The sequence below is a fragment of the Aneurinibacillus danicus genome (assembly GCF_007991215.1).
In the GTDB taxonomy this organism is placed as follows: Bacteria; Bacillota; Bacilli; order Aneurinibacillales; family Aneurinibacillaceae; genus Aneurinibacillus; species Aneurinibacillus danicus.
Genome location: NZ_BJXX01000056.1, coordinates 1 through 12452, shown reverse-complemented (window position 1 = coordinate 12452; position 12452 = coordinate 1). Strand labels below are relative to the sequence as shown.

Annotated in this window: 12 protein-coding genes and 1 pseudogene; all 13 read left to right on the top strand. The window is 54.3% G+C overall.

All coding sequences use genetic code 11. The annotated features are described in order from the left end of the window. The 13 genes and pseudogenes from ADA01nite_RS06400 (at position 1) to eutH (ending at position 12391) form a co-directional block, all read left to right on the top strand. The gene (locus ADA01nite_RS06400; RefSeq protein WP_246147247.1) at positions 1-612 is read left to right on the top strand and encodes an ANTAR domain-containing response regulator; all 612 of its coding nucleotides are present in this window, start codon (positions 1-3) and stop codon (positions 610-612) included. Positions 613-714: 102 nt separating this feature from the next. Then, positions 715-2169, top strand: a complete 1455-nt coding sequence (locus tag ADA01nite_RS06395; protein ID WP_146809130.1) for an ethanolamine ammonia-lyase reactivating factor EutA — start codon at positions 715-717, stop codon at positions 2167-2169. Between the two features lie 18 nt (positions 2170-2187). Continuing rightward, positions 2188-3552 (top strand): ethanolamine ammonia-lyase subunit EutB, encoded by a 1365-nt coding sequence (locus ADA01nite_RS06390; RefSeq protein ID WP_146809129.1) that lies wholly within the window; start codon positions 2188-2190, stop codon positions 3550-3552. An 11-nt stretch (positions 3553-3563) separates the two neighbouring features. Then, entirely contained in the window at positions 3564-4562 is a 999-nt protein-coding gene (eutC, locus tag ADA01nite_RS06385; protein ID WP_146809128.1) for an ethanolamine ammonia-lyase subunit EutC, read from the top strand. A gap of 17 nt (positions 4563-4579) precedes the next feature. After that, positions 4580-5233: an ethanolamine utilization microcompartment protein EutL gene (gene eutL / locus ADA01nite_RS06380; protein WP_146809127.1), complete on the top strand. Its 654-nt coding sequence runs from the start codon at positions 4580-4582 to the stop codon at positions 5231-5233. A 25-nt stretch (positions 5234-5258) separates the two neighbouring features. Next, the gene (locus ADA01nite_RS06375; protein ID WP_146809172.1) at positions 5259-6791 is read left to right on the top strand and encodes an acetaldehyde dehydrogenase (acetylating); all 1533 of its coding nucleotides are present in this window, start codon (positions 5259-5261) and stop codon (positions 6789-6791) included. A 127-nt stretch (positions 6792-6918) separates the two neighbouring features. Then, the gene (gene eutM / locus ADA01nite_RS06370; protein ID WP_021620662.1) at positions 6919-7212 is read left to right on the top strand and encodes an ethanolamine utilization microcompartment protein EutM; all 294 of its coding nucleotides are present in this window, start codon (positions 6919-6921) and stop codon (positions 7210-7212) included. Then, a complete protein-coding gene (locus ADA01nite_RS06365) occupies positions 7212-7940 on the top strand; it encodes a hypothetical protein (RefSeq protein ID WP_146809126.1) in 729 nt (242 codons plus the stop codon). Before eutM ends, ADA01nite_RS06365 begins: the two co-directional genes overlap by 1 nt. Positions 7941-7947: 7 nt before the next feature. Next, on the top strand, positions 7948-8220 hold the full coding sequence (locus ADA01nite_RS06360) for a EutN/CcmL family microcompartment protein (protein ID WP_146809125.1): 273 nt from the start codon (positions 7948-7950) through the stop codon (positions 8218-8220). 7 nt (positions 8221-8227) lie between these two features. Continuing rightward, a pseudogene (locus tag ADA01nite_RS22580) lies at positions 8228-8480 on the top strand (BMC domain-containing protein); the annotation flags it as partial. Positions 8481-8743: 263 nt separating this feature from the next. After that, positions 8744-10105 (top strand): ethanolamine ammonia-lyase subunit EutB, encoded by a 1362-nt coding sequence (locus tag ADA01nite_RS06350; protein ID WP_146809123.1) that lies wholly within the window; start codon positions 8744-8746, stop codon positions 10103-10105. 13 nt (positions 10106-10118) lie between these two features. Continuing rightward, positions 10119-11009 carry an ethanolamine ammonia-lyase subunit EutC gene (eutC, locus tag ADA01nite_RS06345; RefSeq protein WP_146809122.1) on the top strand — a complete coding sequence of 297 codons (891 nt, stop codon included), beginning with the start codon at positions 10119-10121 and terminating at the stop codon, positions 11007-11009. 80 nt (positions 11010-11089) lie between these two features. After that, positions 11090-12391 (top strand): ethanolamine utilization protein EutH, encoded by a 1302-nt coding sequence (gene eutH / locus ADA01nite_RS06340; protein WP_146809121.1) that lies wholly within the window; start codon positions 11090-11092, stop codon positions 12389-12391. The last annotated feature ends 61 nt before the right edge of the window (positions 12392-12452 follow it).

The following is a 12452-nucleotide window of genomic DNA, read 5'->3' as shown; positions in this document are numbered from 1 at the left end:
GTGAGCAAAGGCAGAATTATGGTAGTAGACGATGAGTCGATTCTGCGCATGGACATCAAGGAAATGCTGCAGGAAGCCGGCTATGATGTTGTGGCGGAAGCAAATAACGGAGAAACCGCCATTGAACTGGCGGCCAAGCACATTCCTGACCTAATTGTTATGGACGTGAAGATGCCGAAGATGAACGGCATGAAAGCGGCGCGCATCATCAACCGTTCGTTTGACATTCCGACCCTGCTTCTGACCGCTTACACAGAGGAAGAGCTTATCGCCGAGGCGAGAGAGGCGTACATCTTCGGCTATCTGGTCAAGCCGATTACCGAAAAAGATTTAATTCCGGCGGTGGAAGTCGCTCTTGGTCAGGCCAAGCGCGTTAAATCGCTGATAGGAAGCATCAAAGAAATGGAACAAAAGATGGAAATGCGCAAGCGAGTGGAGCGGGCAAAAGGTATTCTAATGGATGTGTATAAGTTGAATGAAGAACGCGCCTATCAGATGATGCGCGCCTATTGCATGAATAAGCGCAAGACGATGGGTGAAGTGGCCGAGGATATTCTTAAAAATCGCAAACTGGATGCAGTCGCTGATGTAAGCATGCATACGACTTTTTAAAAAAAGAATACAACCGGGGCAAAGGCGCCTTATGTGATGAGAGGATACAACGTGTTCTCATCATGTAAGGCGCTTTTTGTGTGGGAGAAAGGAGGAAAGAGGATGCGCCGGGTGGACCGTGAAATGGAACACATCATTAGTGCGGGCATTGATATCGGAACGAGCACGACCAAGCTGGTCGTAAGCCGGTTTTCCCTAATGAATACGGCGGGCGCCAGCCATGTCCCGCGCATTGAAATCATTGATACAGAAATTTTGTATAAAAGTCCGATCTACCGTACGCCGCTTGCCGACGGCGAAACTATCGATATACCGGCCGTGTTTGCGCTCGTACGACGAGAATACGAGAAAGCCGGCATCCGGGAAGAAGAGATTCAGACCGGGGCGGTTATTATTACTGGCGAGACGGCGACGAAGCGAAATGCGGAAGAAATGGTCCGCCGTTTGTCCGATGAGGGCGGCGAATTTCTTGTCGCCACTGCGGGTCCAGATCTAGAAGGTATGATTGCCGCCAAAGGGTCCGGAGCGTACGACCGTTCGAAAAAGACCGGGCGGACCGTCGCTAATATCGACATCGGAGGCGGTACCGCCAACATTGCGGTGTATCAGGCAGGTCAGTTCAAAGGTACATGTACGCTGCATATCGGAGGCCGGCTCATTGAATACGAAGGCGGACGTGTCAAGAAAATCTCCCGCCCGGTACAAGAACTGCTCGCACTGCGCGGATGGCACCTTGCGCCCGGTGACAGAGTAGATAGTCAGGTTGTCGGGAAGGTGACAGACGCGATGGCGGAGACGCTGGGCCGTATTCTTTCCGGGTACGCTGGACCGGAGGATGCACCGCTCCTGCTCGGCCATCCGCCAAACTGGGATGTGGCCGTGGAGGACGTGATATTTTCCGGCGGCGTAAGCGAATGCATATATGGCTTAAATCAAGACGAGGCCGGTGCGGATGGAGGGGCAGTCTACGATGATATGGGAATGCAGCTGGCGGAGACGCTGCGCACTCATCCGTCGCTTGCGCGCTGGAACTGGATAAAACCCAATGAAACTGTGCGGGCTACTGTGCTTGGGGCAGGCACGCAGACGACAGAGATCAGCGGAGCCACCATCCAGGTTGAGCGAGAGGCACTGCCGCTGAAAAATTTGCCTGTGTACCGGCTATCGCTCGGACATGAGACGGTGGATGTGCAGGACAAAATTTTCCGAGGAGTAGAGCAGGCGCTTGCATTGTACGACCCGAACCGCGAAGGACGCAACTTCGCCTTGTATCTGTCCGATGTGCCGCACCTTCGTTTTCATGACGTACAGCAGATTGCGTCCTCGATCCTGGAAGCGCTGCATCAGCAGGCGGATCAAGGCCAGCCGATCGTCGTGGCGGCGGAGAACGATATCGCCAAAGTGCTCGGTCAATCGCTGCAGGCTAGAGGAGCCGCACGGGGTGTCCTCTGCATCGACCAGATTCGAATCGAGAACGGCGATTACCTGGACATCGGTCGCGTTCTTGCGAGCGGAGTGGTACCGGTGGTTATTAAAACGCTCGCGTTTCACTCGTAAGAAAGGAAGGGGTAGGGAATGAGGCTGAAAACAACGCTGCAAAGCCGAACATACGAATTCAAAGACCTCAAAGAACTATTTGCGAAAGCGAACGAAGAAAAATCCGGCGACCGGTTGGCGGGACTGGCCGCCGAGACGGTACAGGAGCGGATTGCGGCGAAACAGGTGCTGGCCGGGTTAACCCTGGAAGATATCCGCAATCATCCGCTGCTTCCGCCGGAGGAAGATGAAGTGTCCCGCATCATTGAAGAGCAGGTGAATGACACCATTTTTGCGGACATCAAAGGATGGACGGTCGCCAAGCTTCGCGAATACATCCTCGATGACCGGGTGGGCGACCGGGAATTGAAGCGGCTCAGCCGGGGACTGACAAGCGAGATGATCGCAGCTACGGCCAAGCTGATGTCCAATTTGGATCTGATACATGCGGCGAACAAAATCGAGATTATCTCCCGCTGCAATATTGCGATCGGACAGAAAGGAACGCTGGCTTCTAGGCTACAGCCAAATCATCCGACCGACAGCGTAGACGGCATTCTCGCTTCACTGAAAGAAGGACTGTCGTACGGCGTGGGCGACGCGGTCATTGGCATCAATCCGGTGGATGATTCCGTAGAAAGCGTGAAACGCCTTTTGCATGCTACACATGATTTCATCGAGATGTGGAACATTCCTACGCAGAACTGTGTGCTGGCGCATGTGACCACTCAGATGAAAGCGATAGAGCAGGGAGCGCCTGCTGCCATGGTGTTCCAAAGCATTGCCGGAACCGAGGCGGCCAATCGTTCCTTCGGCATCACCGCATCGCTTTTGGAAGAGGCGAAGCAGATGATTATGGAGAAAGGGACGAGCTGTGGCCCGCAGCGTTTGTATTTCGAAACCGGACAGGGCTCGGAGTTATCGGCGGAAGCGCATCATGGCATTGACCAGATGACGCTCGAAGCGCGAAATTACGGGTTCGCTCGGAAATTCGACCCCTATATTCTTAACACGGTTGTCGGTTTTATCGGTCCGGAGTATTTGTATGACAACAAACAGGTGATCCGGGCAGGACTCGAAGATCATTTCATGGGCAAAATGCATGGCATCCCGATGGGTGTAGACATTTGCTATACCAACCATATCCGAGCCGACCAGAACGATATGGAAGAGCTCGGTGTGCTGCTTACCGCGGCCGGCGTGAATTTCATTATCGCCACACCGATGGGCGACGATTGTATGCTGAACTACCAATCGATGAGCTACCATGATATCGCAACGCTGCGTCAGACAATGGATCGGAAGCCGGCGCCGAAGTTTGCCGCCTGGCTCGAGCATATGGGCATTACGGAAGACGGCAGGTTGACGGAGCGGGCCGGCGACCCGACAATCTTTGCGGAATAGGAGGAGTGCACGTGGATCAGCAGTTAATTGAAACCGTGACCCGGCTTGTCATCGAGAAGCTGAAAGCCGCGGAAGACGGACAGACGCCCCCTGCCGCCGGGTCCAAGCCAAAACAGGAGACAAGAAAATATGGCTCCGTGAAAGTATGGAATCATGTCGTGGAAGAACAGAAGCCGACAGCGGAGCGGACGACTGCACCGCGGGAAGCAGCAGGTGCCCAGGCGGCGCCGGTGTCGAAACCAGCCGCACAACCGGTAAAAGGAGAGACAGAGGGCAAAAAGTCCGGCATCGCCAAGCCGAAAAACAAGGAACAATTGGCGACCCTGATGAAGCAGACGCCTGCCCGCATCGGAACCGGCCGCGCCGGACTTCGTCCGAAGACGGATGCATGGCTTACTTTCCGTTTTGACCATGCGGCTGCGGTGGATGCCGTGTATGGCACGGTGGACGAAGAAGTGTTGAAAAGGATGAATTTGTTCAGCGTGACCACGCAGGTGGACAACAAAGAAGAATACATTCTCAGGCCGGATTTGGGGCGGCGCCTGAGCGAGAAATCCAAACAAATACTGCGTGAGCGGTGCAAAAGTAAGCCGAAGGTCCAGATTGTCGTATCCGACGGCTTGAGTTCACAGGCGGTAGAGGCAAATGCGGAAGATACGTATCTGGCACTTGTGCAATCGCTAAAAACGCTTGGCATTGAGACAGGCACACCGTTCTTTGTGGAGCGGGGACGTGTCGCCGTGATGGATGATATCGGAGAAGTGCTGGAACCCGATGTCGTCGTTCTGCTCATCGGTGAGCGCCCCGGACTGGTCAGTGCCGAATCGCTCAGCGCATACCTGTGCTACAAACCGCGCCGGGGAACGGTGGAGGCCGACCGGATGGTCATCTCCAACATTCATGCGGGCGGCATTCCCCCGGTGGAAGCCGGTGCGTATTTGGGCAGCGTAATTCAAAAAATTCTGAAATATGAGGCGAGTGGAGTCTCGCTTGTCCAAAAAGAACAATAGCGAAGGAGGGATGAGGGGTGGAACTTCATCCAATCAAAGCGAAAGTGCTGGCGGTGCGGATGATTCCCAATGTGGACGCGGCGCTGGCGGAGCAGTTTCAGCTTAAACCCGGACATAGGAGTCTCGGCCTGATTACAACAACCATCGACGATGTCGGCTATACGGCGCTGGATGAGGCGACGAAACGGGCGGAGGTGGACGTTGTCTACGCACGTTCGTTTTACGCGGGAGCCGCACACGCATCCGGCCCGCTATCCGGAGAATTTATTGGCATTATCGCAGGACCCAATCCGGATGAAGTGGAGAGCGGAATTGAAGCCGCACAGAATACGATTGAGCATGATGCCTATTTTGAAGCATTGAACGAGGAAGGAACACATGCCCTGTATGCGCACGTCGTTGCGCGAACAGGCAGTTATCTGTCCAAGGTTGCGGGTATCGGCGAAGGGGAGCCGCTTGCTTATCTGATTGCCCCGCCGCTGGAAGCGATGTACGGGCTTGATGCGGCATTGAAAGCCGCGGATGTAAGGCTGGCCGCATTTTACGGGCCGCCTTCGGAGACGAATTTCGGCGGCGGACTTTTAACAGGTTCGCAATCCGCCTGTCAGGCAGCGGCAGCCGCGTTTCGCGATAGTATTATCCGAGTGGCCCGCCAGCCCCTCACCTGGTAGGCGAAGCGGAGAGGAGTGAATGATGATGCAACTGGATCGGGATTTGCAATCGCTGCAGGCGATGCGGCATGCGGTACGCCGCGCTAAAGAAGCCCAGCAAGAGTTCAAGGGTTATTCCCAGGAGCAGGTGGATCGCATCGTCAGGGCCATGGCCGACGCAGCGTATGAAAAAGCACACGAATTAGCCGTGCTTGCGGTCGAAGAAACCGGGCTCGGCGTCGTGGAACATAAAACGATCAAAAATCAAGTTGGTTCAAGAGATGTCTATCAATCAATCGCTGATGTAAAGACGGTAGGAATCGTAAGAGAGATTCCAGAAGAAAAAGTGGTGGAAATCGCCTCGCCGTTCGGCGTGATTGCCGGGATTGTACCGGTAACCAATCCGACGTCCACTGCCATTTTCAAAAGTTTGATCGCTTTGAAAGCACGCAATGCCATCGTATTCAGCCCGCATCCGTCCGCGGCGCGCTGCACGGTGGAAGCAGCCCGCATCTGTCATGATGCCGCGGTAAAAGCCGGGGCGCCGACGGGCATCATCGGCTGGATCGAAGAGCCGACAATGGAAGCGACTGAAGGGTTGATGAAGCACGAGGATGTGAACCTGATTCTATCGACGGGCGGCAGCGGACTTGTACGTGCCGCGTACAGTTCAGGCAAACCGGCCTATGGGGTTGGTCCCGGCAACGTACCCGTCTATATCGAGAAAACAGCTTCCGTCGCACAGGCCGTACAACGTATTATTGATAGCAAAACGTTTGACAATGGCACGATATGCGCATCCGAGCAGGCGGTCATTGTCGACCGAAACGTGCGGGAGCAGGTGCTGCGCGCATTCCGCCTGGGTGGGACTTATCTATTAAATGCGGAAGAGAAGAAGAAAGTTGAGGACGTCATCTCACCGGTTCGCGGCAAGCTTAACTCCGCGATTGTCGGCAAGAAAGCGACCGTTATCGCCGAAATGGCCGGCATTCGTGTGCCGAAAGAAACAAGGCTTTTGATGGCGGAAGAGACGGAGGTCAGCAAAGAGACGCCGTTCTCGATTGAGAAGCTGTCGCCGATTCTCGCTTTCTATACGGTGAATGGCTGGCGGGAAGCAAGCGATCTGTGTGAACGTCTGCTGGCGCTTGGCGGACGCGGCCATACGCTGTCGCTGCATACGGAGGATGAAGAAGTGGCCCGCACGATGGCGCTTCGCCTCCCGGTATCGCGCATCCTTGTCAATACGCCGTCTTCGCTTGGTGCGGTCGGGGCAACTACAGGTCTTGCCGCATCGATGACGCTTGGTTGCGGCACGTTCGGCGGCAATATCACATCGGACAATCTGACTGCGCATCACCTGATGAATATGAAACGCCTTGCTTATGGAACAAAGGAAGTCACTGTACCGAAACCGGGCAGCGGAACGCCGAACCCATCCTATTCGAAACCACAGGTGAAATCCGAAGAGGAACAGATTCAAGAGGTCGTCGCCCAGGTATTGGCCAGGGCCGGTGCGGTGGGACGGCTGGACAAACAAACGGTTGCGGCGCTGGTTGATGAAGTGCTGGCACAGATCTAAATGCAGGCTCTTCGCAGCGGATTTGCTTAGAATCAATGCGGATGGACGATTGTCTTTTTCTTCAAATCTTACATCCAACCGCTTTCTCTTTACTCTTATATCCAAATACTTTAAGGAGGAATAAAAAATGGCAAGAGAATTAACGGCATTAGGTATGATTGAAACAAAAGGATTGGTCGCTTCCGTTGAGGCGGCCGATGCGATGGTAAAGGCGGCGAACGTGCATCTCGTGGGCAAAGTGCATGTCGGTGGCGGACTGGTGACCGTGCTTGTGCGCGGGGATGTTGGTGCGGTAAAAGCGGCAACCGATGCCGGTGCAGCTGCGGCGCAGCGGGTAGGAGAGCTTCTCTCCGTGCATGTCATCCCGCGTCCACACAATGAGCTTGAGAGCATCCTGCCGAAGCTTGAACCGCAGCAATAATGTCGTACGATACAGCCTTCATTGAGCGCATCGTAGCGGAAGTGCTTGGCCGGCTTACGCCTCAGGCAGAGCGAAGCCCGGCCCGGCCCGGTCTTTTGCTCGTCTATCCCGGCGAATTTGAGGCGCAGGCGGTAGCCGTCGTCGAAAAAGAATTGCAGGCAGGATGGAAGGTGTACCATGCGCGGGTGGACGAGATGGACAGTGTGTCGCTTAGCGGCGATGTAAAGCGGCTTGTGTTTCTACAGGCGGATCAGGATTTGCTGATGCGCGGCGCGCTCGGTTTGACCGGCACGGTCGCGAGTCAGCTGCTGGCAGAAGGACTTATGAAAGGAATTCCGGCTCTGCTTGTCCCGTGTCCGCAGTTGAAGTGGCTGCTGGATGCAAAAACAGGAGAAGCGGTGCTGCCTCCGGCGGCCAGGCGCTATCGGCAGCATATCCGCACACATGCGGTGGAACTGGCCAGCTTCGGCGCTTCTCTTGGGTCCATGGCTGATGTGCTGGCATTGGCTGATGGGGAAGCGGAAAGCTCGCCTGAAGAGACGGCGGCAGACGGAACGGTCGTACGCCGGGAACGCAGCACTGTATTTGAGGGCAAGGTGCTGACGCAAAGCGACGTACAGCAGGCGAGGGGGTGTACGCTCTATGTTTCTCCGTCAACCGTCATTACCCCGCTGGCACGGGATGCGGCGCGCACGAACGGCGTAACCATTCTGATAGACGAGAGGTGAGCGCGCTATGCGCATCGGAACGGTAGTCGGAAACGTATGGGCAACACGCAAAGAAGACGGGCTTACGGGCCTTAAATTTCTCTTTGTGCAATTGGAAGATACAAGCGGTGCGCCGATCGGCGCACCGCTGATTGCTGCCGATCGCATTGGCGCAGGCATAGGCGATACCGTAATGGTGACGCTGGGCAGCGCGGCCCGGTTCGCCATCCCGGAGCGGGATGTACCGGTAGATGCAATCGTGATTGGCATAGTAGACTCAATCGATGTGGAAAGCAGGTGAACCAACCATGGCACAAGCACTTGGCATGATCGAAACGAGAGGGTTAATCGGTTCTATCGAAGCGGCCGACGCGATGGTCAAAGCGGCCGATGTCCGGCTGCTCTCACAGGAAAAGGTAGACGCTGCACTCGTAAGTGTTTTTATTGAGGGGGATGTAGGTGCGGTACAGGCGGCGCTGGAGGCAGGAAGGGCAGCCGCCGAGCGCGTCGGAGAGCTTGTCTCCTGGCATTTTATTCCCCGTCCGGACGACGAGGTGCGTAACGTATTAAAAAAGCCTGATCCGGCTGTCTCGTCTTCTCCTGTCGCAGGCGAGGCGAAGGCAGGTACCGGTACCCAGACCAAACGTCGGAAAGAAGCAAAGGAAACGCAGGTTCCGCTGGCGGAGCAGGCATACGACACACCGCAGATCGACACGGATGAAGCGGAGAGCGGAAATAAGGGCGATAGCGAGTCGGACGGAGACCAGAGCACGGACAAACGCCGCAAACGGTAAACCGGCACCGTGAACCAAGGGGGATAAACGATGAAACTTTCATGCGTGCTGAAAGGCAGCACCTATTCGTTTACGTCAGTGAAAGACGTGCTGGCAAAAGCGAGTGAAGAAAAGTCGGGCGACCGGATGGCACACGTCGCGGCTGAATCTTCGCTTGAGCGCATGGCGGCGAAAGTGGTGCTGAGCGAACTAACGCTACAAGATTTATATGAGAACCCGGTCATTCCGTATGAAGAGGACGAAGTGACCCGGGTTATCTATGACGGACTTAATCTTTCTATTTATAATGAGATAAAAAGCTTATGTGTCGGAGAGCTGCGGGAGTATATTTTGTCTCATGGAACTGGTACACATGAACTCATCCGGATAAGCCGCGGACTAACCAGCGAAATGATTGCCGCGGTGGCCAAACTGATGTCGAGCATTGACTTGGTCATGGCCTCGCAGAAGATTCGTCCGACCGCGCACTGCAACACGCTGATCGGCGAAGCAGGCCGGCTTGCGTTCCGCTGCCAGCCCAACCACCCGACGGATGATCCGGAAGGTATTTTATATTCGATTAAAGAAGGACTGTCGTACGGATCAGGAGACGCGGTCATCGGGATCAATCCGAACGTAGACACCGTTGAGTCGGTCTCGCGTCTTCTGCACATGTCGCATGAATTTATAACGAAATGGAAGATTCCGACGCAGAACTGTGTGCTTGCGCACATTACAACCCAAATGAAAGCGCTGGAGGGGGGAGCGCCGATCGCATTGATGTTCCAGAGTCTGGCGGGAACGCAGAAGGCGAATGACGCCTTCGGAGTCAATCGTGAAATGCTAGATGAGGCGTTGGCTATGATGCGGCGCCAGGGAACGTCGGCAGGGCCCAATGTGATGTATTTCGAGACCGGGCAGGGATCGGAAGTGTCGCTTGATGCAGCGCACGGTGTGGATATGCAGACACTCGAGGCGCGTACGTACGGTTTTGCGCGTCACTGGCAGCCGTTCATGGTCAATAATGTCTCCGGTTTTATTGGACCTGAGACGCTCTATGACGGACGTCAGATGATTCGTGCCGATCTGGAAGACTTATTTATGGGCAAGCTCCACGGTTTGCCGATGGGCATCGCGCCGACGTATACGAATCACATGCATGCTGACCAGAATGATCAGGAAATCGCCGGTATGCTGACCGCACTGGCGGGCGCGAATTTCTATATGGGCGTACCGGCCGGCGATGATGTGATGCTTAATTACCAGGATACGAGCTATCATGACGATGCCAGTTTGCGTGAAATGCTTGGTCTGCGTCCGCTGCGGGAGTTTGAGAAGTGGCTGGAGAAGATGGGCATTATGGAAAACGGGCGGCTGACCGAACGTGCGGGCGACCTGTCAATCTTTGATTAGGCGAGGTGATAATGTGAACCAGGAGAAAATCGAGCGAGTAGTGGAACAGGTGCTGCGCGAGATAACCCGGAAACTGGAAGCATCGCGTTCTGAAGCGTCCCAGACGGAGAAGGCGAGCATACCTGAAGCGGGTGAGACCATTCGCTTTTCAGAAGAAAAAGAGATCGGAGTCGTTCATCCGCATAACCGGCAGGTAATTGAGCGGGCGCAGCAGGTTACACCGGCACGTATCGGCATCGGACGTGCGGGTACACGTATGCGGACGCGCAGCTACCTGCAGTTCCGCATTGATCATGCAGCGGCGCAGGATGCGGTAATGAAAGATGTCTCCAACTCCTTCCTCGAATCACTCAACCTGCCCATACTAACGACCCAGGCGGAAGATATGGAAACATATTTGATGAATTTGGACAAAGGCCGTACACTTTCTGAAGAATCGGTCCGCTGGCTTAAGGAACACGGAGACAAAAAGAAGAACGTGCAGATTCTTGTCTGCGACGGGCTCAGCTCTTCTGCCGTGGAGGCGAATGTCCGCGATTTGCTGCCTTCGCTCATGCAGGGGTTGAAACTAAAAAATCTTAGCGTTGGCCGTCCGCTGTTCGTGAAGCGTGCCCGCGTGTGGGTGCAGGATGAGGTAGCGGCTATTGTGGACTGCGATGTCGTTATCTCTTTAATCGGTGAACGTCCCGGTCTTGCCACATCGGAAAGCTTAAGTGCTTATATGGTGTACCGGCCGGGCAAACATACCGTAGAGGCCGACCGGACAGTCATTTCGAACATTCACAAAGGCGGATTTCCGCCGGTGGAAGCAGGTGCGTATCTAGCAGACTTGATTCAGGACATCATTCAGTATAAATCCAGCGGTGTAGGTTATATGAGAAAGAAGAATAGTCGAAATAATTAGTCATTATTGGGCGCAAGAGGTTGGATGTATAGAGTCTCCAATCTCTTACATCCCGTTATCTAAAATAAGGAGGGCTGTGTGTGGCACAAATCGGAACATATGTGATTTACATCCTGATGGCGGCGGCGGTGATCGGCGCTATTGCAGCGATTCGCGACAGTGAAAAAGGGTTAGGTCGCGAGTTCATGGAAGGCTTACACTCCATCGGGTACATTTTCGTTCCGTCCGCCGGGATTATGGCGGCGATTCCCTATCTGTCGCAGGTGATTCAATCGGTGTTCGGACCTTTGTTCAATATGATGGGGGCGGACCCGGCCATTGCTGCTACCTCGATTATTGCAGTCGATATGGGTGGTTATCAGTTGGCGGAGAAGCTGGCGGAAACAAAGGAAAGCTGGATTATGGCGATGGTGACAGGCTACATGGCCGGGGCGACCATCGTGTTTTCTATTCCAATGGGGCTGGCCATGCTTGACAAGCGCGATCATAAATATATGGCGCTCGGCGTCATGTCCGGTATTCTCACCGTACCTATTGGCGTGTTCATTTCCAGCGTACTGCTTCTCCTCACCAATACGCAGGTGCGTGAAGTGATTGCAACGGATGGAGCGGCAACGTACACACTTGCCTTTAGTTTCGGGCGTATTCTTCTGAATTTGACACCGCTTGTGATTCTGGTTGTCTTAATTGCTGTCGGTTTGCGATTCCTGCCGGATATGATGATTCGGGGCTTTATCTGGTTCGGCCGAATCATGGATGCATTTATTAAGCTTGTTCTTGTATTTTCCATTGTTGAGTATTTTACCGGAGCGTTCAGTGCATTGTTTGGCAGCTGGGGCTTTGATCCGATTATCGCGGATAAAGAAAACCAGGTGCGCGGTCTGGAAGTGGCCGGTTATATCGGCATTATGCTGGCCGGGGCGTTTCCGCTCGTATACCTTATCCGTAAATACCTGGGCAAACCGCTGGAAGCCGTGGGTAGCAAACTTGGGTTGAGCGCAGTTGGCAGCGCCGGTTTGCTGGCTACGGTCGCGAACATTCTGGCAATGTTCCGTTTGGTAAAGTCCATGCCGCCGAAGGACAAAGTTATCAATATTGCCTTTGCAGTATGTGCAGCGTTCCTGTTTGGCGATCACCTTTCCTTTACCGCCAACTTTCAGCCGACCATGATCCTGCCGATTATGCTGGGTAAAATCGGGGGCGGTGTGATTGCTATCGCGCTTGCCTACTGGCTGTCCGTACCGAAAGCACGTGAGCTGGAAGAGCAAGACCGGGCAAATGGGGTGATCGGAGAGCACGAATACCTTGATCCGAATGAGAAAGTGGATGTGCCGCTTGAAGGAAATGAACAACCGTACGATCCGAAATTAAGCGGTTTGTAAGTTTTGCGGTCAGCAGATGTTTCTTAAAGGAAGCATTTGCTGATTTTTTTCTGTGAAAATC

Coding starts and splice junctions, on each gene's coding strand:
- ADA01nite_RS06395 (WP_146809130.1), top strand. CDS start 715: ATGCGCCGGGTGGACCGTGAAATGGAACACATCATTAGTGCGGGCATT.
- ADA01nite_RS06365 (WP_146809126.1), top strand. CDS start 7,212: ATGTCGTACGATACAGCCTTCATTGAGCGCATCGTAGCGGAAGTGCTT.
- ADA01nite_RS06375 (WP_146809172.1), top strand. CDS start 5,259: ATGCAACTGGATCGGGATTTGCAATCGCTGCAGGCGATGCGGCATGCG.
- eutM (WP_021620662.1), top strand. CDS start 6,919: ATGGCAAGAGAATTAACGGCATTAGGTATGATTGAAACAAAAGGATTG.
- ADA01nite_RS06390 (WP_146809129.1), top strand. CDS start 2,188: ATGAGGCTGAAAACAACGCTGCAAAGCCGAACATACGAATTCAAAGAC.
- ADA01nite_RS06350 (WP_146809123.1), top strand. CDS start 8,744: ATGAAACTTTCATGCGTGCTGAAAGGCAGCACCTATTCGTTTACGTCA.
- ADA01nite_RS06360 (WP_146809125.1), top strand. CDS start 7,948: ATGCGCATCGGAACGGTAGTCGGAAACGTATGGGCAACACGCAAAGAA.